Annotated in this window: 21 protein-coding genes and 1 riboswitch; of the genes, 13 read left to right on the plus strand and 8 right to left on the minus strand. The window is 72.5% G+C overall.

Annotated elements, in window-relative coordinates; all coding sequences use genetic code 11:
* Window positions 1-24 precede the first annotated feature (24 nt).
* Window positions 25-3,168, minus strand: a complete 3,144-nt coding sequence (locus Actkin_RS03815; protein WP_258905940.1) for a S8 family serine peptidase — start codon at window positions 3,166-3,168, stop codon at window positions 25-27.
* Between the two features lie 424 nt (window positions 3,169-3,592).
* Here Actkin_RS03815 and ychF point away from each other — a divergent pair, with 424 nt between their 5' ends.
* The 5 genes from ychF to Actkin_RS03840 all read left to right on the plus strand — a co-directional run bounded on the left by ychF (window position 3,593) and on the right by Actkin_RS03840 (window position 7,204).
* Window positions 3,593-4,672 (plus strand): redox-regulated ATPase YchF, encoded by a 1,080-nt coding sequence (gene ychF / locus Actkin_RS03820; RefSeq protein ID WP_189208378.1) that lies wholly within the window; start codon window positions 3,593-3,595, stop codon window positions 4,670-4,672.
* A 93-nt stretch (window positions 4,673-4,765) separates the two neighbouring features.
* A complete protein-coding gene (locus Actkin_RS03825) occupies window positions 4,766-4,963 on the plus strand; it encodes a CopG family transcriptional regulator (RefSeq protein WP_258905943.1) in 198 nt (65 codons plus the stop codon).
* Window positions 4,960-5,331, plus strand: coding sequence for a type II toxin-antitoxin system death-on-curing family toxin (locus Actkin_RS03830; RefSeq protein WP_258905944.1), 372 nt, complete (start codon window positions 4,960-4,962; stop codon window positions 5,329-5,331). The genes Actkin_RS03825 and Actkin_RS03830 overlap by 4 nt, the downstream gene beginning before the upstream one ends.
* Before the next feature lie 39 nt (window positions 5,332-5,370).
* Complete coding sequence (locus Actkin_RS03835) at window positions 5,371-5,952, plus strand: Clp protease N-terminal domain-containing protein (protein WP_258905945.1); 582 nt, start codon at window positions 5,371-5,373, stop codon at window positions 5,950-5,952.
* Window positions 5,953-6,049: 97 nt separating this feature from the next.
* On the plus strand, window positions 6,050-7,204 hold the full coding sequence (locus Actkin_RS03840; protein WP_189208375.1) for an alkaline phosphatase PhoX: 1,155 nt from the start codon (window positions 6,050-6,052) through the stop codon (window positions 7,202-7,204).
* 18 nt (window positions 7,205-7,222) lie between these two features.
* On the opposite strand, the gene Actkin_RS03845 is transcribed toward Actkin_RS03840, so the two are convergent.
* A complete protein-coding gene (locus tag Actkin_RS03845) occupies window positions 7,223-7,525 on the minus strand; it encodes a 4a-hydroxytetrahydrobiopterin dehydratase (protein ID WP_189208374.1) in 303 nt (100 codons plus the stop codon).
* Window positions 7,526-7,560: 35 nt separating this feature from the next.
* A riboswitch (TPP riboswitch) is annotated at window positions 7,561-7,672 on the plus strand.
* A 19-nt stretch (window positions 7,673-7,691) separates the two neighbouring features.
* On the opposite strand from Actkin_RS03845, the gene Actkin_RS03850 reads away from it, so the two are divergent.
* From Actkin_RS03850 to Actkin_RS03860, 3 genes are read left to right on the plus strand one after another with little or no spacing between them, the layout of a single operon-like run.
* A complete protein-coding gene (locus tag Actkin_RS03850; RefSeq protein WP_258905947.1) occupies window positions 7,692-8,717 on the plus strand; it encodes a thiamine ABC transporter substrate-binding protein in 1,026 nt (341 codons plus the stop codon).
* Entirely contained in the window at window positions 8,681-10,264 is a 1,584-nt protein-coding gene (locus Actkin_RS03855; RefSeq protein ID WP_258905948.1) for an ABC transporter permease, read from the plus strand. Before Actkin_RS03850 ends, Actkin_RS03855 begins: the two co-directional genes overlap by 37 nt.
* The gene (locus Actkin_RS03860; protein WP_258905949.1) at window positions 10,264-11,253 is read left to right on the plus strand and encodes an ABC transporter ATP-binding protein; all 990 of its coding nucleotides are present in this window, start codon (window positions 10,264-10,266) and stop codon (window positions 11,251-11,253) included. Before Actkin_RS03855 ends, Actkin_RS03860 begins: the two co-directional genes overlap by 1 nt.
* Before the next feature lie 137 nt (window positions 11,254-11,390).
* On the opposite strand, the gene Actkin_RS03865 is transcribed toward Actkin_RS03860, so the two are convergent.
* The 4 genes from Actkin_RS03865 to Actkin_RS03880 form a co-directional block, all read right to left on the minus strand.
* On the minus strand, window positions 11,391-12,227 hold the full coding sequence (locus Actkin_RS03865) for an ABC transporter permease (RefSeq protein WP_309569108.1): 837 nt from the start codon (window positions 12,225-12,227) through the stop codon (window positions 11,391-11,393).
* A gap of 357 nt (window positions 12,228-12,584) precedes the next feature.
* Complete coding sequence (locus tag Actkin_RS03870) at window positions 12,585-12,758, minus strand: hypothetical protein (RefSeq protein ID WP_258905951.1); 174 nt, start codon at window positions 12,756-12,758, stop codon at window positions 12,585-12,587.
* Window positions 12,759-12,883: 125 nt separating this feature from the next.
* Window positions 12,884-13,843: an ABC transporter ATP-binding protein gene (locus Actkin_RS03875; RefSeq protein ID WP_258905952.1), complete on the minus strand. Its 960-nt coding sequence runs from the start codon at window positions 13,841-13,843 to the stop codon at window positions 12,884-12,886.
* Between the two features lie 14 nt (window positions 13,844-13,857).
* Window positions 13,858-14,916, minus strand: a complete 1,059-nt coding sequence (locus Actkin_RS03880; protein ID WP_258905953.1) for a LolA family protein — start codon at window positions 14,914-14,916, stop codon at window positions 13,858-13,860.
* 136 nt (window positions 14,917-15,052) lie between these two features.
* Here Actkin_RS03880 and Actkin_RS03885 point away from each other — a divergent pair, with 136 nt between their 5' ends.
* From Actkin_RS03885 to Actkin_RS32550, 3 genes are all read left to right on the plus strand, one after another.
* The gene (locus Actkin_RS03885) at window positions 15,053-15,781 is read left to right on the plus strand and encodes a response regulator transcription factor (protein ID WP_189208368.1); all 729 of its coding nucleotides are present in this window, start codon (window positions 15,053-15,055) and stop codon (window positions 15,779-15,781) included.
* Window positions 15,778-17,112 (plus strand): sensor histidine kinase, encoded by a 1,335-nt coding sequence (locus tag Actkin_RS03890; protein WP_189208367.1) that lies wholly within the window; start codon window positions 15,778-15,780, stop codon window positions 17,110-17,112. The genes Actkin_RS03885 and Actkin_RS03890 overlap by 4 nt, the downstream gene beginning before the upstream one ends.
* 146 nt (window positions 17,113-17,258) lie before the next feature.
* Entirely contained in the window at window positions 17,259-17,960 is a 702-nt protein-coding gene (locus Actkin_RS32550; protein ID WP_309569109.1) for a (deoxy)nucleoside triphosphate pyrophosphohydrolase, read from the plus strand.
* 295 nt (window positions 17,961-18,255) lie between these two features.
* Here the strand turns inward: Actkin_RS32550 and trpS are convergent, their stop codons facing one another.
* Window positions 18,256-19,212, minus strand: coding sequence for a tryptophan--tRNA ligase (trpS, locus tag Actkin_RS03900; RefSeq protein ID WP_189208366.1), 957 nt, complete (start codon window positions 19,210-19,212; stop codon window positions 18,256-18,258).
* A gap of 147 nt (window positions 19,213-19,359) precedes the next feature.
* On the minus strand, window positions 19,360-19,515 hold the full coding sequence (locus tag Actkin_RS03905; protein WP_189208365.1) for a hypothetical protein: 156 nt from the start codon (window positions 19,513-19,515) through the stop codon (window positions 19,360-19,362).
* Between the two features lie 175 nt (window positions 19,516-19,690).
* Here Actkin_RS03905 and typA point away from each other — a divergent pair, with 175 nt between their 5' ends.
* Window positions 19,691-21,598, plus strand: coding sequence for a translational GTPase TypA (typA, locus tag Actkin_RS03910; protein WP_189208364.1), 1,908 nt, complete (start codon window positions 19,691-19,693; stop codon window positions 21,596-21,598).
* 84 nt (window positions 21,599-21,682) lie between these two features.
* The gene (locus Actkin_RS03915; RefSeq protein WP_229786420.1) at window positions 21,683-23,353 is read left to right on the plus strand and encodes an ABC transporter family substrate-binding protein; all 1,671 of its coding nucleotides are present in this window, start codon (window positions 21,683-21,685) and stop codon (window positions 23,351-23,353) included.
* The last annotated feature ends 437 nt before the right edge of the window (window positions 23,354-23,790 follow it).

Raw genomic sequence — 23,790 nt, forward strand, 5'->3', positions numbered from 1 at the left:
GGCCCCTCTCGTGCGATCAGTCGGTTACGACACGGCCTTCACGACCACGTCGCCCGAGCCGACCAGGACGTTCTCGTCCGTGCGGACCTGGACACCGCCGAGGAGCACGCGACCGGCGCCCGGACCGGCGTTCGCCACGACCTGGGCCGAGACGGTCCACTCCGCGCCAGCGGCGCGCGGGGCGTCGGCGTCGTCCACCGTCACCGAGCCGAGGGCCGGGTTGGTGTAGACGTCGAGGTAGTCGTAGGTGGTGGTGCCCGCGGGGACCGCGTAGCCCTGCACCAGCACGACCCACGCGCCCGCGCCCGGGTTGGCGATGATGACCTCTTCCTCGGAGTCGCCGTCCGCGGTCTGACCGGCCAGCACGCAGCTGCCCGAGGTGCAGTCGAACACCGCGAGGTCGAGGTCGGCCGCCGCGTCCGCGGTGTTGCCGATCTTCGCGCGCAGCACGGTGGAGCCCGCGCCGACGTTGACGAGGAACTGCTGGTTCTCCTGGTCGGCGATGGTCTTCTGCTCACGCAGCGCGCTGCCCAGCGGGGTGCCGGTCGCGCGGCCGGTGAACGGGCCGAACAGGTTCTTCAGCGTGTAGGAGCGCTCGACCGCGACACCCGTCTGCGCCGACTCGATCACGTCGGGGTTCGGGGAGACGGACGCGCCCAGCACCGACGCGGTGACCGTGTACGGCGCGCGCTGCGCGTCGGAGGTCCGCCGGGCCTCGACCACGACCTCCCAGACGCCCGGCTGCGGGTTGCTCACCGTGCGGCTGGTAGGGCTGCCGCCACAGGACCCACCCGGGTTGACCGGCGGGTTGTAGCAGTTGAGCGAGCTGTTGCTGTCCACGCCCACGCCGTAGGGGTGGAAGCGCAGGAAGCGGATCTGGCCTGCGCCCGCCGCCGTGCCGCCGCCCACCATGTCCACCTTGAACGCCGGAGCGCCCGCGGGGACCCGGAAGAAGTGCTGCGCGACCTCGTTGCGGCCGATCTGGCCGCCCTTGCGGACGGTGAAGCCGTTGGCCGAGGTGAAGTCCTCGGCCGCCACGACGGTGTTCATCGTGTGCAGCTCGACGCCCGCGGTCATCGGGGTGTCCAGCGCCAGCACCGCGGAGTGCGCGCCGGTCGAGCGCGGGTTGATCGTCACCGTGAACTTGGTGGGCGAGTTCTTCCGCAGCAGGACCGTGCTCGGCGAGCTGAACGTGCCGTCGTTGCCGATCCAGCGCACCCGGTAGGTGACCGGGTGGGCGGGGCCGGTGGTGCGGGTGAAGGTGTACTGGCGGGTGTAGCGGTCGCCCGCCTTGACGCCCTCGCGGTCGTGGATGCCGGTGCCGACGCCCGGGGTGGCGAGGAACTCCGACAGCACGGTGTTCACCGGCACCGACGCGGTGATCACGGTCTCGCTCGGGTTGGCCTTGAGCAGGTTCCACGCCTTCTTGGTGTCGACCAGGCCCGTGCCCTGCTCGTAGGCCTGCAGGCCCTTGACGAACCGGGCGGAGGACATGAACGCCTTGCGCAGCTGGTGCGGCTCGGCGGAGATGCCCTTGGCCTTGGCGGCGCTCAGCAGCAGCGCGGCCGCGCCTGCGGCCTGCGGGGAGGCCATCGAGGTGCCGTTGAACATCGCGTAGCCCGGGGGCAGCGCGTAGGTGCCGCCGACGGGGCCGCCCAGCTGCCAGGTGGGGACCGTGGAGATGGCCGAGCCGGGGGCGATGATCTGCGGCTTGAAGCCGCCGTCCTCACGCGGGCCGCGCGAGGAGAAGCCGTGCAGCGACTCGCTCACGGCCATGTCGGAGCCGTAGTTGCGCTGCCAGGTCTCCTTGGTGATGTAGGAGCCGACGGACAGCACCTTGGTGGCCACCGACGGGTCGCCCACGGTGTTCATGCCCGCGCCGGAGTTGCCCGCGGAGATGAACATCTGGACGCCGTACTCGTCGATGAGCCGGTCGTACAGCTCGGCGCGCGCGTTGTTGGCGTCGTTCAGCGCCGGGAGGCCGCCGATCGACATGTTGATCACGTCGGAGTTCTGCGCCGCGTAGACCATGCCCTCGAGCAGGGCGTGGGAGGTGCAGCCGGTGACGAACAGGCAGACGCGGATCGAGACCAGCTTGGCGCCGGGCGCCGCGCCGGTCATGGTGCCGCCGAACATGCGGTTGGCCGCGGTGATGCCCGCGACGTGGCTGCCGTGCGCGCCGGAGACGATGCCGACGTTGACCGAGTTGGTCGACGGCGAGCTCTGCATGACGAAGGTCATGGACTCGCGGACGTCGGTGGCCGGGTTGTCGGTGCCCACGGTGCCGATGTCGTAGCGCACCTTGTAGTTCTGCATGGCCTTCTCGTCGGCCATGCTCCCGTCCTGGTTGGTGTCCAGCCACATCGTGTCGGTGGCCTTGTTCCACGCCACGCCGAAGCGGCCGCTGCTGCCCGCCGGGTTGCCGTCGCGGTTGAGGTCGTTGCCCAGCTCGCCGCCCAGGCGGGGGTCGCGCTCGTCGAACTCGGCGAAGGCCAGCTCACCCTCGGCGGGGAGCCCGAGCGAGGCGCCGGGGACGGTCTTGTCCATCAGCAGCCAGGTCGGGTCGTCGTCGTTGTTGACGCCGTTGGTGAAGCCCGGGTCGGTGTAGGTCACCCAGTCGGTGATCTTCCGCTCGCCGGTGGTCGTCGTCTTCAGGGCCGGGTGGTCCAGGTCGACGCCGGAGTCCACGATCGCGATCGTCGTGCCGCGGCCGTCCCAGGTGGGGTGGTCGTTGACGAACTGCGCCGCGCCGATGTCGCCGGTCGGCATGTACGGGTTGACCCTCGGCGTCGACGGCCCGGGGGCGGGCTGCGGCGTCGGGTTCTGCACGCCCTCCGGGCGCGGGTCGGGCAGGGCGATCGTCTCGCTGATGTCCAGGGCGTCGACCCCGGGCAGGCTGGCGATCTTCTTCACCTTGCCGACGGGCACCTCGGCGCGCACGTAGCCGATCTCGTCGGCGCGGTACTCGATCTCGGCGCCGTTGCGGGCCAGCTCCTCGACGGCGGCGGCCCCCGCGCCCTTGTCCGTCGCGATCAGGACCTTGACGGTCTTCTCGCCTGCCTGCTCGGCCTTGGCGAGCAGTTCCTGGTCGTGCTTACCGAGTCCAGGGCCTTCATCCGCGGCGCCCTGGGCGGGCGCGGCGGCGGTGGCGTTCGGCATCGACAGCATGGCACTGGCGATAGCCGTGGTGAACGCCAAGCCGATGGCGAGACGGCCACGCCGTCGCCGTTCGGGTTGAGTCATCCCACGTCCTTCTTCCTCAGCGGGTGAGCTGAATGCATGCCTGGTCGGTCCGGTAGGGCGGATGACAGCAGGGCGCTCACGGAGTGTTGTTTGCGGGTGACCTGGTGACTAGCGTCCATTTGGGCTAATCCTGTCCAGTGAATCTGGGCTGATCAGCACAGAGGGTGCACGCATCGCCCGTGATGTGGCTCGCGTTACCTAGCAGACGGTCGCTCTTATGCGTGCCTACGCCCTACGACACGTGGCGCAGAGTGACTAAAACTGGCAAAAGTGTTGGTAACTATTCGGACACCCGACACCTTGACAGTGCCGGTTCGTGCCTCAGCACTGCCTCCGTAGACTCCGAGGCGTGAGTTTGACCCTCGGGATCGTCGGCCTGCCCAACGTGGGCAAGTCCACCCTCTTCAACGCCCTGACGAACAACGACGTGCTCGCCGCGAACTACCCGTTCGCCACGATCGAGCCCAACGTCGGCGTCGTCCCGCTGCCCGACCCGAGGCTGGACCGGCTGGCGGAGGTGTTCGGCAGCGCCAGGACCGTCCCGGCCACGGTGTCCTTCGTCGACATCGCGGGCATCGTGCGCGGCGCGTCGGAGGGCGCGGGGCTGGGCAACCAGTTCCTGGCCAACATCCGCGAGGCCAACGCGATCTGCCAGGTCATCCGCGTCTTCGACGACCCGGACGTGATCCACGTCGACGGCACGGTCGACCCGCTGGCCGACATCGAGACGATCAACACCGAGCTGATCCTGGCCGACCTGCAGACCCTCGACCGCGCGATCACGCGGCTGGAGAAGGAGGCGCGCACCCGCAAGGACGCGCGCCCGGCCCTCGACGCGGCGTCGAAGGCCAAGGAGATCCTCGACGGCGGCCGCACCCTCTTCGCCGCCCAGGCCGAGGTGGACCTCGCGCTGCTGCGCGAGCTGCACCTGCTGACGGCCAAGCCGTTCCTGTACGTGTTCAACGCCGACGAGGCCGTGCTGACCTCCCCGGAACGCCGCGCCGAGCTGACCAAGCTGGTCGCCCCCGCCGACGCTGTCTTCCTCGACGCCAAGGTCGAGGCCGAGCTGCTGGAGCTGGACGAGGAGTCCCGCCGCGAGCTGCTGGAGTCCGTCGGCCAGGACGAGCCCGGCCTGCACGCCCTGGCCAGGGCGGGCTTCCACACCCTCGGCCTGCAGACCTACCTGACGGCGGGCCCGAAGGAGGCCCGCGCCTGGACCATCCCGCGCGGCGCCACCGCCCCCCAGGCCGCAGGCGTCATCCACACCGACTTCGAACGCGGCTTCATCAAGGCCGAGATCGTCTCGTACGAGGACCTGATCGAAGCAGGCTCCATGCCCGCCGCCCGCTCCGCGGGCAAGGTCCGTATGGAGGGCAAGGACTACGTCATGGCGGACGGCGACGTCGTGGAGTTCCGCTTCAACGTGTAGGCCACAACCCGAAGCCGCCGGGCCCCGATCGTCTCGGCATACGACGGGAACAATCCGGTTCACCGTCCACGACGGCCTCGTTAGCCTCGCCGCATGGACATCACCCTGCGGTTGACCGAGGAGCAGGAGCGCGCGCTCGCGCTTCTCGCCGAGGCGGGCGGCGTCAGTGAGCACGACGCCGCCGTGCGGGCGATCAGCGAGGCGGCGCGGGTGCGCGAGGAGCGTGTTCGGGCGCTGTCGCGGTCCGGGCGGGAGCGGTACGCGCGGCTGCTGGACAGGTTGGGGCGATGATCGAGTACCTGACCCGGGATGACCTGCTGTCGCTGGCCGAGGACCTGGGTGTGCCGAATGTCCGCGACCTCGGCCTGCTCGAATCCGCGGCGCACCGGCGGACGTCGGTCATGGGGCAGGACGCCTATCCGGAGTTGCACGAGAAGGCGGCCGTGCTCATGCAGTCGGTCCTGCGCAACCACCCGCTCGTCGACGGCAACAAGCGGCTCAGCTGGATGTCCGCCTTCACCTTCTACGGCCTCAACGGCCTGGACCTCGACGCGCCCGAGGATGACGCGTACGACCTGGTGATCGCGTTGGCGACCAGCGCGGTCGGGCACGCCGAGGCTGCGGGCCGGCTCGGCAGCTGGTGCCGATCGTCAACTTGAGGTTGACGCACCCTGGCTCGTCAACCTAAGGTTGACGACATGACCCCACGACTCGACGACCTCATCGCGCAGGTCGAGAGCAAGCACAGTGACGATCTCTCCCGGCTGTCCGAGGCCGTGTTGCTCGGGCAGCACCTCGAAGAGGTGGCAGACCACCTGATCGGCCACTTCGTGGACCGGGCCCGGCGGTCCGGGGCGTCCTGGTCGGACATCGGGACCAGCATGGGCGTGACCAAGCAGGCCGCGCAGAAGCGGTTCGTGCCGCAGCAGCCGGAATCGCCGGAGACGGACCTGCGGATCTTCGAGCGCTACACCGACGGGGCGCGGGCCGCGCTGGTCGGGGCGCAGGACGCCGCGCGCGAGCGGGGGCACGAGACGATCGAGCCCGCGCACATCGTCCTCGCGCTGCTCGCCGACCCCGAGCTGGCCGGACGCGACGACGCGGACGAGCTGCGGGCGGAGGCCGAGCGCGCGTTGCCCGAGCCGGGGACCGAGCGGCGCACGCACATCCCGTTCGCGCCGTCGGCCAAGAAGGCGCTGGAACTGGCCCACCGGGAGGCGCTGCGCAGGCAGGACCGCGACGTCACCGTCGAGCACCTGCTCGTCGGCGCGACGGCCTGACTTCACCGGCCGGTCCGAAAAGGATCATCCCGACGACACGCGTTCCGGCTACTGTTCGCCACGCAATTCCCACGCACAGTGACGTGATCGGAGTGTCATGGAACGGCGTAACTTCTTGCGGGTCGCGGTGGTCGGCGGCGCGGCGGCGGCGTTCGGCGGGGCGTCGTGGAGCCAGGCGTTCGCGGCGACCGCCCAGCCGGGGCCGAGCCCCTACGGCCCGCTGCAGGCCGCGGACGCCAACGGCATCCGGCTGCCCGCCGGGTTCACCAGCCGGGTCGTCGCGCGGTCCGGGCAGCGGGTGGCGGGCACCAGCTACACCTGGCACCCCGCCCCGGACGGCGGCGCGGTGTTCGCCGACGGCAGCGGGTGGATCTACGTGTCCAACAGCGAGGTCTCCAGCACCGGCGGCGTCGGCGCGATCAAGTTCAACTCCTCCGGGCAGATCACCGGGGCCTACCGCACGCTGTCCAACACCAACGTCAACTGCGCGGGCGGCGCCACGCCGTGGAACACCTGGCTGTCCTGCGAGGAGGTCTCCACCGGCCGGGTCTACGAGACCGACCCGTGGGGCGTGAACGCCGCCGTCGTCCGACCGGCGATGGGCCGGTTCAAGCACGAGGCGTGCGCCGTCGACGCCGACCACCGCTACGTCTACATGACCGAGGACGTCAGCGACGGCTGCTTCTACCGCTTCCGCCCGAACACCTGGGGCGACCTCTCCAGCGGCACGCTGCAGGTCATGAAGGGCTCCACCGCCACCAGCGGCTCGGTGACCTGGGCGAACGTCCCCGACCCCGACGGCAGCCCGACCGCGACCCGCTACCAGGTCTCCGGCGCGAAGAAGTTCAACGGCGGCGAGGGCTGCTACTACGCGGACGGCACGTGCTGGTTCACCACGAAGGGCGACGGCCGGGTGTGGGCGTACAACGCCACGAACTCGACCATCTCGCTGACCTACGACGACTCGCTCGTCAGCGGGACGGCCCCGCTCACCGGCGTCGACAACGTCACCGGCGCGTCCAACGGCGACCTGTTCGTCGCCGAGGACGGCGGCAACATGGAGATCTGCATCATCACCCCGGACGGCATCGTGGCGCCGTTCCTGCAGGTCACCGGGCAGTCCAGCTCGGAGATCACCGGCCCGGCGTTCACCCCCGCAGGCAACCGGCTGTACTTCTCCTCACAGCGCGGCACGACCGGCAGCAGCAGCGGCGGCATCACCTACGAGGTCACCGGCCCGTTCCGGAGCTGACCGGGAGGGCGGCGCGGCTCAGCCCGCGCCGCCCATCGCCTCGATCACCCCGTCGATCTCCTGGGCGAGGCTCACGTCGCACTGGGTGAGCCCGTTCGCCGAGTGCGTGGTGCAGCGGAAGGTCAGGGTCCGCCACCGGATGTCGATGTCGGGGTGGTGGTTGTCGTTCTCGGCGATCTCGGCGACCCGGTTGACCACCTGGATCGCCTGGGAGAACGACTCCAGCTCGACCTCGCGCACCAGGGCGCCGTCGTCGAGGCGCCACGCGGTGAGCACGCCGAGCGCCTTGCCCACCTCGGTCTCGTTCAGCAGTTCAGCCATGGCCCCCATCCTGGCCCGATCGCGGGGCGTACGCTCGACGCTGCCACGGGAGTCCGGTAGCGCCGGGCTGAGAGGAGGGCGTGGAGCCCTCGACCGTCACACCTGATCAGGGTCATGCCTGCGCAGGAAGGGCCTCGTGGCGCGCACGCCCCGAGGAGGATGTCCCATGCGTCGAATGGCGATCGCCCTGTTCGCCCTGCTGCTGGCGGGTTGCTCGCTCAGCGGAGACGACAAGCCGGGTGACCGCACAGTCGTGCTGGTCACCCACGACTCGTTCGCCCACGACCCGGCGGTGTTCGACAGGTTCACCGCCGAGACCGGCATCCGCGTGGAGGTGCGCAAGAGCGGCGACGCGGGCGCGCTGACCAACCAGCTGGTGCTCACCAAGGCCAGCCCGCTGGGCGACGTCGCCTTCGGCGTCGACACCACCTTCGCCTCCCGCGCGCTGGACGAGGGCGTCTTCGCCGAGTACCGCTCACCCGCGGCGGCCGAGGGGCCGCAGCGCTACGCCGTCGATGACAGCGGCAGGTTGACCGCGGTCGACGTGGGCGACGTGTGCGTCAACGTCGACGTCGCCGCGCTGGAGTCCCGCGGCCTTCCCGTGCCCACCGGCTACGCCGACCTGGCCGACCCGAAGTACAAGGACCTGCTCGTCGTCGAGGACCCGGCGACGTCGTCGCCCGGCCTGGCGTTCCTGCTCGGCACCGTGGCGAGCTTCCGCGACGGCTGGGTCGGGTACTGGGAGAAGCTGCGCGCCAACGGCGTGCTCGTCGTCAGCGGCTGGGAAGAGGCCTACACGCAGGAGTTCTCCGGCTCGTCGGGCCAGGGGCCGCGCCCGATCGTGGTGTCCTACGCGTCCTCGCCGTCGGCGGAGATCGGCGAGGACGGCGAGCCGCGCACGCGGGCCGTGCTGGACACCTGCTTCCGCCAGGTCGAGTACGCGGGCGTGCTCGCCAACGCCAAGAACCCCGAGGACGCGGGCAAGGTGGTCGACCTGCTGCTGTCCCCGGAGTTCCAGCGGACCGTCCCGGAGATGATGTACGTCTACCCGGCGCGCGAGGGCGTCGAACTGCCCGAGGCGTGGGCGAAGGCCGCGCCGCTGCCGGAGAACCCGGCAACGCTGCCCGCGGCCGAGATCCAGGCGAACCGGGAGCGGTGGATCGAGCAGTGGCGCGCGGCCGTCCAGGGCTGAGCCCGGCCCTGCTGGGCCTGCTGCCGCTGGCGTTCCTGGCGGTGTTCTTCGCCTGGCCGGTGGGCGCGATCGTCCGGCTCGGCTTGGACGCCGCCGCGCTCGACGTGCTCGCCGATCCCAGCACCTGGCGGATCGTGGCGTTCACCCTCGGGCAGGCGGCCGCGGCGACGCTGGTCGCGGTGGTCGCCGGTCTGCCGGTGGCGTTCCTGCTGGCCAGGGTCGCCCTGCCGGGCATGGCGGTGGTCCGCGCGCTGGTGCTGGTGCCGTTCGTGCTGCCCACGGTCGTGGTCGGGCTGGCCTTCCGCGGCCTGCTCGGCGGCGGGGTGCTGCCGATCGTGCTGGCCAACGCGTTCTTCAACGTCGCGGTCGTCGCCCGCACGGTCGGCGGGCTGTGGGCGCACCTCGACCGACGGGCCGAGGACGCCGCGCGCTCGCTGGGGGCGTCGCGGTGGCGGACGTTCACCGCGGTGACCCTGCCCGCGCTCACGCCCGCGCTGGGGTCGGCGGCCGCGGTCGTGTTCCTGTTCTGCGCGACCAGCTTCGGCGTGGTCCTGCTGCTGGGCGGGGCGCGGTTCCGGACGCTGGAGACCGAGATCTACCTGCGCACGGTCGAGCTGCTGGACCTCTCGGGCGCGAGCGCGCTGTCGTTGGTGCAGGTCACCGCGGTGGTCGTGGTGCTGGTCCTGGGCGCGCGGGCACGGCGCAGGCGCGAGGCCGCGCTGAAGCTGCGCGCGCGGGTGGAGAGCGCGCGGCGTCCGGTCGGCGGTGAGTGGTGGGTCGTCGGGGCCGCGTACGCGGTGGTGGCGCTGTTGGTCGTGCCGATCGCGTCCCTGGTGGCGCGGTCCGTCGACGGTGGTTTCGCCGGGTACAGGGCGCTGTCGGGCACCGGGCACGCGGGGTCGCTGTCGGTCACCGGGTGGGAGGCCGCGGCCAACTCGCTGCGCACGGCGACGGACGCGACCGTGCTGGCGCTGGTCCTCGGGGTGAGCGCGGCGGTGGCGCTGGTGTCGCTGCGTCGGGCGCGGTTCATCGACGCGCTGGACACCGCGCTGATGCTGCCGCTGGGGGTGTCGGCGGTGACGGTCGGGTTCGGCTACCTGATCACGCTGGACGCGCTGCCCGGCGACCTGCGCACCTCGGCGGCGCTCGTGCCGCTGGCGCAGGCGCTTGTCGTGACACCGTTGGTGATCCGGCTCGTCCTGCCGGTGCTGAGGTCGATCGACGAGCGGCTGCGCCAGGCGGCGGCGACGCTGGGCGCGGGCCCGTGGCGGGTGTGGCGGGAGGTCGACCTGCCGCTGGCGGGCCGCTCCCTGCTGGCCGCCGCGGGGTTCGGGTACGTCGTCGCGCTGGGCGAGTTCGGCGCGACCAGCTTCCTGGCCCGTCCCGACACCGCGACCCTCCCGGTCGTCATCGGGCGGCTGGTGTCGCGGCCGGGGGAGCTGAACTCGCAGATGGCGTACGCCGCGTGCACGCTGCTCATGGTGGTGACCGTCGCGGTGGCCCTGGTCGTGGAACGCCTGCGCGCGGGCGAGTTGGGGGAGTTCTGATGCTGTCCGTCTCCGGGCTCACCGTGCGGTACGGGTCGGTCACCGCGGTGTCCGATGTGGACCTGTCGATCGGCGACGGCGAGGTGTTGGCGCTGCTGGGGCCGTCCGGCTGCGGCAAGTCGACGTTGCTGCGCGCGGTCGCGGGTCTGGAGCCCGCCGAGGGGACCGTCTGCTGGGATGGCGCGGACCTGGCGGACGTGCCGGTGCACCGCCGCGGCTTCGGCCTGGTCTTCCAGGACGGCCAGCTGTTCCCGCACCGGGACGTGGCGGGCAACGTGGCCTTCGGCCTGCGGATGCAGGGGCGCAAGTCGCCCGAGCGCGTGGCCGAGTTGTTGACGTTGGTCGGGTTGGCGGGCTACGAGTCCCGGCGCGTGACGTCACTGTCCGGGGGTGAACAGCAGCGCGTCGCTCTGGCCCGTGCGCTGGCCCCGCGTCCCCGCCTGCTGCTGCTGGACGAGCCACTGTCCGCTTTGGACAGGGCCATGCGCGAGCAACTGGCCATGGACCTCGCCACCCTCCTGCGCGCCGCCGGGACCACCGCCATGGTCGTCACCCACGACCACGACGAGGCCTTCACCCTCGCCGACCGGGTCGCGGTGATGAACGCGGGCCGCGTCAACCAGACCGGCGACCCCGCGGAGGTCTGGCGGCGCCCGGTGGACGAGGAGACCGCCCGCTTCCTGGGCTGCACGACCTTCCTCCCCGGAAGGGTGGCGAACGGCGTGCTGACGTGCGAGTTCGGCGCCATCCCCCTGTCCGCCCCGGATGGTGCCGTCCACGTGGGCCTCCGCCCCGCCGCCCTGCGCCCGGCCCCCGCTGGTGTCGCAGGCAAGGTGACCGGCCGCGTCCACCGCCACGACCACGTCCGTCTGGTCGTGGACGCGGGCCGGGCGGTGGACGCCGTGGCCGAGGTGACCAACGCCCCTTCCGTGGGCGACGAGGTGACTCTGGCGTTGGACGAGACGGGAGTGGCGATCATCGGCCCCTGACCGCACGAACACCCGACGCCCCCGCTCTCCCGACACCGACCTGCCGCGATCGGAGCGCCGCGGCCGACGAGCCTCACGATCTCCAGCCTCGCCCCGAGCCGCCGCCCGCCTGAGGCGGACCGCGGCCGGAAGTCCGCTCAGCCGTCCCGGGTGAGCATGCGGGAGAGGGCCACGGAGTAGCCGATGAGGATGTAGCAGCCTGCTCTGAGGACGCCTTCGGTGAGGGTGGGCCAGGGGAGGGGGTCGCGGGCGACCTCGCCGATGGATTCCCAGCCGGAGGTGATCAGGACCGGGTCCAGCCAGTCGAGGGCGGGGATGGCGCTGAGGACGCCGGAGACGATCAGGAGGCCGAGGGCCACCGAGAGGACGATCAGCGGGTGGTCCGTCCAGGCCGAGACGGCCAGGCCGACCGCGGCGACGCCCCAGATCTGGATGGCGACCAGGAGCGCGGTCAGCAGGACGCGCCCCAGGCCGTCGGCGAAGGGGAGGCGGGTGGCGGAGACGGTCAGCATGCCGTCGCCGCCGAGCAGGATGATCCCGGTGATCGTGCCGGTGGCGGCCATCAGGAGGCACGCCAGCAGGGTCACCGTGGCGATCCCGAACGCCTTGATCGCCAGCAGGCGGGGCCTGCTCACCGGCGCCACCAGCAACGAGCGCAACGTCCCGTTGGTCGACTCCCCCGCCAGCGCGTCGGCGGCGAGGGTGGCGCCCACCAACGGCAGCAGCATGGTCAACGCCGCGAGCAGGGAGAAGATCGGCAGCATCAGCCCGTTCCCCGCCACCAGCGTCGACAGCCCCTCCCCGACCGGCCCATCCCCATCCGCGGCGATGCGGATGGCGATGCCCGCGATCACCGGCACAGCCGCCAGCAAACCGAGACCGACCAGCGTGCGCGGCCTGCGCAGCATCATCCGCAGCTCGGAGCGGAGCAGCCGCGCGATGGGGGCTTTGGTGCGTGGCAGCGGTATGGCCATGGGGGTCATCGCGGGCCTCCGGTCGCGGCCGGTTCGGTGGCGGTGTCCGCGGTTCCCGGTATGGCCGCCGGTAGACCGAGGCTGACCAGGTTGCGTGGTGTGCGCAGCGTCCGGCGCTGCTCGGAGTGGAGTAGGCGTGCGACGGGGGCTTTGGTGCGGGGCAGTGGTGTGGCGATGGTGGTCATCGCGGGCCTCCGGTCGCGGCCGATTCGGTGGCGGTGCTCGCAGTCCCCGGTATGGCCGCTGGCAGTCCGAGGCCGACCAGGGTGCGCGGCCTGCGCACCATCATCCGCAGCTCGGAGCGGAGCAGCCGCGCGATGGGGGCTTTGGTGCGTGGCAGTGGTGTGGCGATGGTGGTCATCGCGGGCCTTCGGTCGTGGCCGGTTCGGTGGCGGTGCCTGCGGTGCCCGCGGTGCCCGCGGTCCCCGGCACGGCTGCGGTTAGACCGCAGTCGACCGGGGTGCGGAGCATCCGGCGCGGTTCGGAGCGCGGCGGCTGCTTGATCGGGGTCTTGGCGAATCCGGGGGACATCGGTTCGGATGGTGGTCGGTCGAGGTGGGCCGGGGGGTGGGGCCTGTGCGGTGTGGTGGGCGGTTCGGGGCGCAGGGGTTGGGTGGTGGGGGGCTGGGTGTGTGGTGGTGGCTTGGCCATGGCGGTCATCGTGCGTCTCCGATCATGGCCAGTTCGGCGTCCAGGGAGTCGGTGGGGCTGGGTTCGGTCAGGCGGGCGAAGAGGTCCTCCAGGCCGGTGCGCTGCCTGCGGACCTCGTGGACGGGGACGCCTGCGCGCACCAGGGTCTCCACCACTGCCGGGGCGGTTGTGGTGGTGAGGTCGGCGAGGATGCCGTTCGGCACGGCGCGGGCCGGGATGCGGTTGTCGCGCAGCGCGTCCACGGCGTGGGTGACGTCTGGAGTGGACACCAGCAGGCCCGCGCTGTCGGCGTCCAGCAGGGTGGTCAGGTCGCCCTGGGCCACGACCGTGCCCTGGTGCAGGACGGCCACGTGGGTGCAGGTGGCCTCCACCTCGGCGAGCAGGTGCGAGGACACCAGCACCGTCGTGCCCGCCGCGTGGAGGTCGGCGATGACGGCGCGGACGTCGCGGGTGCCCGCCGGGTCGAGGCCGTTGGTCGGCTCGTCGAGGATGACGAACCGGCGTGGGGCCAGCAGGGCAGCGGCCAGGCCGAGGCGCTGCTTCATGCCCAGCGAGTAGGCCTTGAACCGGCGGTCGGCCGCCCCCGCGAGGCCGACCCGCTCCAATGCCTCGGACACCGCTGCCGGGATCGCCTGGGTGGCCAGCGCGGGCTCGGCGGCACCCATCCGCAGCAGGTTCTCCCGCCCCGACAGGAACGGGTGGAACCCCGGTCCCTCCACCAGCGCCCCCACCTCGGGCAGCGCCCGGGGCAGGCCGTCCGGCAGCCGGTGCCCCAGCAGCTCGACCTCGCCCGCCGTGGGCTCGACGAGGCCGAGCAGCATGCGGATCGTGGTGGTCTTGCCCGAGCCGTTCGGCCCGAGCATCCCCATCACGGACCCGGTGGGGACCTCGAGGTCGACGTGGTCGACAGCCACTGTCCCCCGGTACACCTTGCGCAACCCCCGTGTGCGCGCGGCCGCGACCATCGTCGACCCCCCGGTCACTTCGTCGCCAGCGCTTCGGCCAGGACCTGCTGCGGCACGGCGCCCAGGGCGACCCGGCCGTCGGTGGTCACCAGGGCGGTGCCGACCTTGGTCGTGATCGCGTACCCGGTGCCGAACTCCCCGGTCACCTCGCTGCCGAACTGGCTCAGCAGGGCCATCGGGTCGGTCTCATCGCCGTTCTCCGACGGGACCGGCGTGGACATGATCTGGGTGGGCACCTTGCCCACCAGGACCGTGTCCCAGCCCTCGCCGACGACCTCGAGGTCGAGGTCCTCCAGCAGCGCGTTGCCCTCGACGTGCTTGGACCCCTGCGCGCCGTCGGTCACCGTCGCCCCGGCGGGCGGGGTGAAGCGGAACAGGGCCGGGTCCTGCGCGCCCGTGTCGAAGTCGGAGAACCCGACGCTGAGCGCGGGCTCGGCCTGGCCGTTGGCCAGCACCTCCAGCCGCAGCGGCAGCCGGGTGGCCTCGTCGACGGAGACCCTGACCTCGCGCAGCAGCGTGCGCTCGGTGGGCTTGGGCGTCAGCACCAGCTGGTACACCGGCCGGTCCGCGACGCGCGCGGTGCCGTCGATGGTGATGGTGCTGTCCTTGCGCATCAGCTCGACGAGCTCGCGGGACGCGGTGGCCGGGTCGGCCAGCCCGTCCTGCGGGGTGACCCCGTGCTCCATGCCCTCGAACCGCAGCACGCTGCGGTCCTTGCTGTCCCACACCCACGTGGTGGCGCCGTCGCCGACGATCGTGCGCTCACCGGAGCGCTCGCCCTCCAGCGCCAGCCGGAAGCGGCCGTCGCCGTCGGTGAACACCCGGGCCATGTGGCCGTCCGACGACGGCACGCCCGGGATCGGCAGGCCGAGGTCGTTGGTCAGCTCGACGGTGCCTGCCAGCGCGGGCACGTCCGCGTCGAGCACCGACTGCACCAGCGCCTCCGGCGTGGTCTCCGGCAGCGCGGGCGGCGTCTCGCCCGCACCGGCGGGCGTCGCCAGCAGGACGAGGCCGACGACCCCCGTCGCGGTCCCTGCCGCGGCGATCCCCAGCGCGGTCCGTTTCCTGTCCATGGTTTGTCTCTCCCCTGATTCGGGTTTCGATTCCCGCGATTCCGAGAGTGCACCCCGGCTGCTGAGATCGCGCTGAGAGCTGCCGCCACGCTGAGAACCCGCTGAGAGCGGCGGCGGGAACCGGCGGCCACCCGCCATGATGGCAGGCGTGAAGCCTCGGGTGCTGGTGGTCGACGACGAGCCTGGCGTGCGCCGGGCGCTGCAGCGCGGGCTGTCCGCGGAGGGCATGGACGTCGCCGTCGCCGCGGACGGGCCCAGCGCGCTGCGCGCCGCGCTCACCGGCGCCTTCGACGTGATCCTGCTCGACATCATGCTGCCGGGTCTGTCCGGCTACCGGGTGCTGGAGCGGCTGCGCGCCGAGGGCGTGCGCAGCCCGGTGCTGCTGGTCTCGGCCAAGGACGGCGAGATCGACCAGGCCGACGGCCTCGACCTCGGCGCCGACGGCTACCTGGTCAAGCCGTTCTCCTTCGTCGTGCTGGTCGCCCAGGTGCGGGCCATGCTGCGCCGCGGCGCGGACGAGGTCGGCGCCCGCGTGCTGCGGCTGGGCGAGCTGGAGGTCGACCGCGGCGCCCGGGTAGTGCGCTTCGCAGGCGAGCCGGTCGCGCTGAGCCCGCGCGAGTTCGCCGTGCTCGACGCCCTGGCCGGGCGCGCGGGCTCCGTCGTCACCAAAGATGACCTGCTCCGTGCGGTCTGGGGCGACGAGCAGGCCGCCACGCGCAACGCCGTCGAGGTCTACGTCGGCTACCTGCGCCGCAAGCTGGAGGCCGTGGGCGCGGGCGGCATCGTGCGCACCGTCCGTGGACACGGCTACCTGGCCTCGACCGGCGAGATCGACGCCGCGCTCGATCCCGCCCGGCCCCGGTGACCCGGCTGCGCGGGCTGTGGCTGCGGCGCACGATCCGCTCCCGCATCACCGCGGTCGCCACGGTGGCGACGCTGGTCGTGCTGGTCGGGGTGGCCGTGCTGACCAGCAAGCTGGCGGGCTCGGTGCTGGTCCGCGCCGCGGACAAGGAGCTGTCCTCGGTGCTGTCCGCCGCGGTGGGCGCGGTCAGCGCGGGCGCCCCGGCCGAGACGGCCCCGAACACCCAGGTCCGGGTGCTCGACACCGCGGGCACCCCGGTCGACGGCGGCCCGCCGCCCCGGCTGGACCCCGCCGACATCCGCGTCCTCAAGGCGGCCACGCCCGTCCTGCGCCGCGGCGACCGGCCGCCCACCCGCTGGCTCGGCACCGTGGCCACGGCCCCGGACGGCAGCCAGCGGCTCGTCGTCGTCGGCACCGGCCTGGTCGGCTACCACAGCGCCGACGACGAGGCGCTGCGCTGGCTGCTGATCGCCGCTGGCCTGGTGTCCGCGGCCGTGGCGCTCGCCACCGGGCTCACCGTCCGCTCCGCCATGCGGCCCGTGGAGCGGATGCGCAGGGCGGCGGGGCGGCTCGGCCCCGGCCGCAGACTGCCCCTGCCGGACGCCGACGACGAGATCCGCGCGCTGGCCAGCGCGCTGAACGCCCTGCTGGCCCGGCGCGACGAGGCCACCGACCGGCTGCGCCGCTTCACCGGCGACGCCGCCCACGAGCTGCGCTCCCCGGTCGCGTCGATCCGCGTGCAGGCCGAGGTCGCCGTCGCGCACCCGGACCCGGAGCTGTCGCAGGAGGTGCTGGCCGAGGTCGTGCACGAGTCCCAGCGCCTGTCGGTCCTGGTCGACGGCCTGTTGACGCTGGCCCGCTCGGACGCGGGGGAGCTGCCGCCCGCCGAGCCGGTCGACCTCGCGGCGGCCGCCGCCGCGGCGGTGCGCCGGTGCCCCGAGGACGGGCCGACCGTCCAACTGCACCTGCCGCCCACGGCGTGCTGGGTGTCGGCCGCGCCGTCCGAAGTGGAACTCGTGCTGGACAACCTGCTGCGCAACGCCTTCCGCCACGCCCGCGCCCACGTGACGGTGACCGTCCTGCCCGGCAACCGCACCGGTCGGCTCGTGGTCGACGACGACGGGCACGGCATCGCCGCGGAGCACCGGCAGCGGGTGTTCGACCGGTTCTACCGCGTGCAGGACGATCGCGCGCGCAGCAGCGGCGGCACGGGGCTCGGGCTGGCGCTGGTGGCCGAGGTGGTGCGCAGGCGCGGGGGCGCCGTCGGCGTCACGGAGTCGCCCGAGGGCGGGGCCCGGTTCCAGGTCGCCTGGCGGGCGGCCGCCGATGGCTGAGGCGGGCTGGCGGTGTGCTCGACCTGGCTGGCCTGCTCTGCTCGGCGGCAGGCGGGCCGGGCTGACCGGGCCAACGCTAGGCCGTGTGGCGCAGTGCAGCGTGGCGGATGTGTATGGGGTGGACGGTGAAGGGCATCATGCCCCCCATGCGGATACCGCTGCCGCCGCGGGCCGTCGCCGCCGCCCTGACGGAGTCGGGCGTCCTCGGCGCGCCCGGACCCCGCCACCTGCTCGTGCCCGGGGAGGACGTCCGGCTGGGCGAGCACCGCCTGCGGATCGCCCACCTCGACGCCGACGGCCTGCGCGCCGTGCCGGTCGGCAGGCAGGTGGTGGCGATCGACGTCGGCGTCGAGGCCGTCGACGGCGGCACCGAGCTGACCGTGGCCGTGCGCGGCCCCACGGCGTGGGCCGCGGAGCTGGTCGACCGGATCACCCAGCGCGCGGCGGTGCTCGCCGAGGCCAGGGTCGTGGTGGGCACGGCCGTCCTGCGCGACCGCCAGGTGCTCGCCCAGCAGCGCGCGTACCCGCCGGAGACGGCGGGGCTGTGGGAGTTCCCCGGCGGCCGCGTCGAACCGGGCGAGTCCGACGCCGACGCCGTGCGCCGGGAGTGCCGGGAGGAGCTGGGGATCGACGTCCTCCCCAACGGGACGGTCGGCCCGGACGTCGTGCTGGCCGATGACCTCGTCCTGCGCCTCTACACCGCCCACGCCCCGCACGGCACCCCGCGCCCGCACGACCACCAGGCCCTCGCCTGGCTGACCGAGCACACCCTGGACTCGGTCCCCTGGCTCCCCGCCGACCGCGTCCTCATCCCCGCCCTCCGCACCCGCCTGACCCAAACCCGCTAGCCGACGCCCCGGATGATGACGCCATCCCAAACCCGGATGGCGTCATCATCTGAAACCCAAATGGTCACATCATCTCGAACGGTGTGGAGATGATGGCATCATCCGAGTCGCCAGATGGCGACGACATCTGACCGGCAGCGAGATGGTGTCGTCATGCGAATCTCGGATGATGACGCCATCTGAGCTTCGATCTAGATGGTGGCGGCATGTCGATCCCAGATGATGTGGCCATCTGGCCCGCAATCCAGATGATGCAATCATGTGAATTGCGGATGATGTCATCATCTGGGTTGGGTCAGGCGACGCCTGCTAGGCGGAGGGCTGAGTCGAGGCGGTGGGCGGCGCGGTCGCGGGCGCGTTCGGCGCCGTCCTTGCGGATGCGGTCCAGCTCGGCCGGGTCGGCGAGCAGCTCGATCACCTTCTCCCGCAGGGGCCGCAGTTCCTCGATCACCGCGTCCGCCACCGCCGTCTTCAGCTCCCCGTACGTCCGGAACTCGACCTCCCGGGGCGACACCCCCACGCACGCCGCGTAGATCTCCAGCAGGTTCGCCACCCCGGGCTGCTTCTCCGGCCGGTACGCCACCACGTCGTAGGAGTCCGTCACCGCGCGCGACAGCTTCCGGCGAATCAGATCAGGGTTGTCCAGCACGAAGACCACCCCCGCCGCGTCCCGCGTGGACTTCGACATCTTCCGCTCCGGCGCCGCCAGGTCCCGCACCCGCGCCGCGGTGGGCGGGGTCGTCGCCGACGGCACGACGAACACCTCCCCGAACGTCGAGTTGAACCGCCGGGCCAACACCCGGGCCAGCTCCACATGCTGGGTCTGGTCGTCGCCCACCGGCACCGAGTCCGCGCCCTGCAGGAGGATGTCGGCGGCCATGAGCACCGGGTACGTGAGCAGCCCGAGCCGCGCGCCCGTGCCGCCGCCCTTCGCCTTGAACTGGGTCATCCTGGCGGCCTCGCCGTAGGAGCACGTGCACTCCAGCACCCAGCTCAGCGCCCCCAGCTCCCGCACGAGGTCGGACTGCACGAACAGCCGGGCCGGGTCGATGCCCTCGGCCACCAGCACGGCCAGCAGCTCGCGGGTCAGCGCGCGCAATCGGGGCGGGTTGTACGACACCGTCATCGCGTGCAGGTCGGACACGAAGTACAGGTCGCCGGGGCCGCCGTCGCGCGCCCACCGGCGCAGTGCGCCCAGGTGGTTGCCGATGTGAGCGTGGCCGGACGGGGTGATCGCGGACAGCCGGGTCATGACGTCTCCTAACGTCGGGAGTCCCGGACATGCCAAAGGCCGCCCGAGACGGACGGCCTGGAAATGTGGACAGGGTTCACAGCCGCCGTTAGGCGGCCCACCACAGTCCCGTGTTCATGGTGGTCAAGGTAGCAGCGAAGGGGGCGCTCACGCAGCCTTTTTCCCCTCGGCCTTGATCCGCTGCAGCGCCAGCACGGGGCACTTCCGGCACCGCGGCTTCGACTTGCAGCACTTCTTCTTGACCTTGCCCTTCTTCATCAGCTTCTTGACGGTCTCGGCGGGCGTGCGACGGTGTTTGCCCACGTCCGTCCTCCATTCGGTAACCTGGGATTAGGTTAGGCGTACCTCTCTTGATCGCCGTGTGGTGCCTGCCACAGGCGGGCGGCCGCTATCCTGGTAATGCGGCAGCAGCGATTCCGCTGCCTGGGCACGCCCGCCGACCGCCGCCATCCGCCAGCGAGAACCCGGGAGCACGAGCGTGCCCACTGCCACCGCCGAGCCCGTCAGCCTGCGCCGACTCGACCTGCGCAACGTCGCGATCGTGGCGCACGTCGACCACGGCAAGACCACCCTGGTCGACGCCATGTTGCGCCAGTCAGGGGCGTTCGCCGCCAGGGCGGAACTCGTCGACCGCGTCATGGACTCCGGTGAACTCGAGCGCGAGAAGGGCATCACCATTCTCGCCAAGAACACCGCCGTGCGCCGACAGACCGCTGACGGCCCGGTGACGATCAACGTCGTCGACACCCCCGGCCACGCCGACTTCGGCGGCGAGGTCGAGCGCGGCCTGTCGATGGTCGACGGCGTCCTGCTGCTGGTCGACGCCTCCGAGGGCCCGCTGCCGCAGACCCGGTTCGTGCTCCGCAAGGCACTGGCGTCGAAGCTGCCGGTCGTGCTGGTCGTCAACAAGGTCGACCGCCCCGACGCGCGCATCGCCGAGGTCGTGGAGGAGACCCACGACCTGCTGCTCGACCTGGCCTCGGAGTTCGACGACCTCGACGAGTCCGTCCTCGACCTGCCCGTCGTCTACGCCTCGGCGCGCGCGGGCCGGGCGAGCCTCAACCAGCCCGAGGACGGCGGCCTGCCCGACAGCGAGAACCTCGACCCGCTGTTCGACCTGCTGCTGGGCACCGTCCCGCCGCCGGTCGGCGACGCCGAGGCCCCGCTGCGCGCGCTGGTGACCAACCTCGACGCCTCGGCGTTCCTCGGCCGCATCGCCCTGTGCCGCATCCACGCGGGCAAGCTCCGCAAGGGCCAGACCGTGGCCTGGATGCGCGCCGACGGCAGCGCCACCAACGTCCGCATCACCGAACTGCTCATCACCGAGGCGCTGGAGCGCGTGCCCGCCGAGGAGGCGGCCGCAGGCGACCTGGTCGCCATCGCGGGCATCCCGGACATCACCATCGGCGACACCCTCGCCGACACCGAGAACCCCGAGGCGCTGCCCCGGCTCACCGTCGACGAGCCCGCCATCTCCATGACCATCGGCGTCAACACCTCGCCGCTGGCCGGGCGCAACGGCGGCACCAAGATCACCGCGCGGCTGCTGAAGAACCGCCTCGACGCCGAACTCGTCGGCAACGTCAGCGTGCGCGTGCTGCCCACCGAGCGCCCCGACGCCTGGGAGGTGCAGGGCCGGGGCGAGCTGGCGCTGGCCATCCTGGTCGAGCAGATGCGCCGCGAGGGCTTCGAGCTGACCGTCGGCAAGCCCGACGTCGTCACCCGCACCATCGACGGCAAGCTGTGCGAGCCGTTCGAGCGGCTGACCGTCGACACCCCCGAGGAGCACCTCGGCGCGGTCACCCAGCTGCTGGCCAACCGCAAGGGCCGGATGGAGCAGATGGGCGGGCACGGCTCCGGCCGGGTCAAGATCGAGTTCGTGGTGCCCTCCCGCGGCCTGATCGGCTTCCGCACGGACTTCCTCACCGAGACCCGCGGCACCGGCATCGCCAACGCCATCTTCGAGGGCTACTTCCCGTGGGCCGGTGAGATCCGCAGCAGGCACAGCGGCTCGCTGGTGGCCGACCGCCAGGGCGCGGTGACCGGCTACGCCATGCTGCAGCTGGCCGACCGGGGCACGTTCTTCGTCGAGCCCGGCGCGGACGTCTACGAGGGCATGGTCGTCGGGGAGAACCCGCGCGCCGAGGACCTCGACGTGAACGTCACCAAGGAGAAGAAGCTCACCAACATGCGCTCCTCCACGGCCGACGTGATGGAGACGCTGGCCCGTCCGCGCAAGCTCTCGCTCGAGGAGGCGCTGGAGTTCTGCGCCGCCGACGAGTGCGTCGAGGTCGCGCCGGACGTCGTGCGGGTGCGCAAGGTCATCCTGGACGCCACCAGCCGCGCCCGGACGCGGTCGCGGGAGAAGGCGCGCGACCAGAAGTAGAGTGGTTGGGGTTGTCCAACCGGTGCGTGGGCGCCCCCGGTTTTCTGGCAGCATGTCTCCCGGGGGATCCAGGGGAGGTCGGTCGTGCGTCGGGTAGTCGCGGTGGTGGCCGCTCTGGCGCTGGCGGGCTGCACGAACGCGCCCCCGCCGCCGCTGGTCACCACCGACGTCGCCCGCACCGAGCCGAGCCGCGCGGTGGACACCGGCGAGATCGTCGTCGGGGTCGACAGCGTGGCGGGCGGCTACAACCCGCACAAGCTCGCCGACCAGTCCGCGATCACCACCGCGCTCGCGCAGACGATGCTGCCCTCGGTCTTCCGCACCGGCCCGGACGGCGTGCGGCGGCTGGACCGCACGCTCATGGTCTCGGCCGAGGTCACCTCGGCCGAGCCGTACGTCGTGACCTACCGGGTGCGGCCGGAGGCGGCGTGGTCGGACTCCGCGCCGATCGCCGCCGAGGACTTCGTCTACCTGTGGGAGCAGCTGCGCGACGCGCCCGGGGCCATCGACGCCGCGGGCTACCAGCTGATCTCGAACATCTCGGCCAGTGACGGGGGCAAGGTCGTCGAGGTGACCTTCGCCAAGCCGTACCCCGGCTGGCGGTCGCTGTTCGGCGACCTGCTGCCCGCGCACCTGCTCAAGGACAGCCCCGGCGGCTGGGACGGGGCGCTCGCCGACGGCTACCCGGCCAGCGGCGGCCCGTACTCGCTGCGCCTGCTCGACCGCGACCGCGGCGAGGTCGTGCTGGAGCGCAACGACCGCTACTGGGCGGAGCCGGTCGAGCTCGACCGCGTCGTGCTGCGCCGCACGGACGTCCCCGGCATGGTCGGCGCGCTGCGCACCGGCCACCAGCAGGTCGGGCTCACCCCGGTCGACGCCGACGACGAACCGCTGATCGAGGGCCTGGGCGCGGAGGTGACCACGTCGGCCGTCCCGCGTCCGACCGTGGCGACGGTGCTGCTGCGGCCGGTCAGCGAGGCCATGCGCGAGTCGGCCGTGCGCCGGGCCGTCGTGGCCGCGCTCGACCGCGCCGCGCTGATCGCGGCGGGCACCGGCGGCGGACCCGCGGCCGCGCTGCCCGCCGACGCCCTGGTCCTGCCGCCGTCCGCGCCGGACTACGCCGCGACGCGGCCCTCCGGCGTGCCGGTCAAGCCGAACGCGAAGCAGACCCAGCAACTGCTCACCGACGCGGGCTTCGCCAAGGACACCGCGGGCGTGTGGGCGCGCGGCGGCAGCCCGCTCACGCTTGTCATCGCCGCGGGCCGCCCCGACTACACGGAGCTGGCGACCGAACTGCAGCGCCAGCTCACCGAGGCGGGCATCCAGTCCAGCATCGCCACGCCGGCCGACCCGTACCGGTCACCAGAGCCTGTTGACCTCCTGGTCGGCCCGCTTCCGGCGGACAGCGACCCCGCCACCACGCTCGCGGGCCGCTTCGGCTGCACCGCCACCGCGCACCCGGCCCCGTCGACCACCCCGACCCCGCCGCCCACGGCTCCGGACCCGACCGCGAACCCCCTGGGCTACTGCGACCTCAGCACCGACGAGGCCATCGAGTCCGCGCTGACCGGATCGGCCCCGGTCGCGTCGGTCCTGGAGAGCGTGGAGCCGAGGCTGTGGCAGGCGGCGCTGGTCTACCCGCTCTACCAGGAGACCGACCAGCTGGTCACGCACCGGACGGTGGCGGGCGTGGCCGCCGGGCCGCCGCTCGCGGGCCCGTTCGCCGTCGCCGACCAGTGGCACCGGCGCGGCTGAGACTCAGGCGACCACGCCGCCCGCGCAGGCCCGCAGCGTCCACCGTGGAGGCCACGCGCGCCTGCTCGACCAGGGCGGTCGCCGGGCGGTCCATGGCCGTCAGCGCCCGGTCTAGGCGGTCAGCGCCGCCTTCACAGGTCGAGCGGGGAGAACCAGATTGACACCTAGCGGCCGTCCAGCGCGCCGAGTGCGCGCAGCGCCCTCCGGCCCGCCGGGGCACCGAGTGGTCTCACCACGGTGGACGTCACGAACAGTGGTCGCCCGGCTTCGGGGTACTGCTTCCGTTCAGCCGTCCGTACGGACGCCGAACGGAGGGGGTCTCGTCGCCGATCGGCCCTGACGGGCGTTTTGGCAGGAAGTGGACATGCCGCGCTTGGGACATAGTCGCAATCTGGACACGGATTGTCACCGTCGTCCTGCGCTGTGTGCCAAGTGGT

It is taken from the genome of Actinokineospora sp. UTMC 2448 (assembly GCF_024760565.1).
Classification (GTDB): Bacteria; Actinomycetota; Actinomycetes; order Mycobacteriales; family Pseudonocardiaceae; genus Actinokineospora; species Actinokineospora fastidiosa.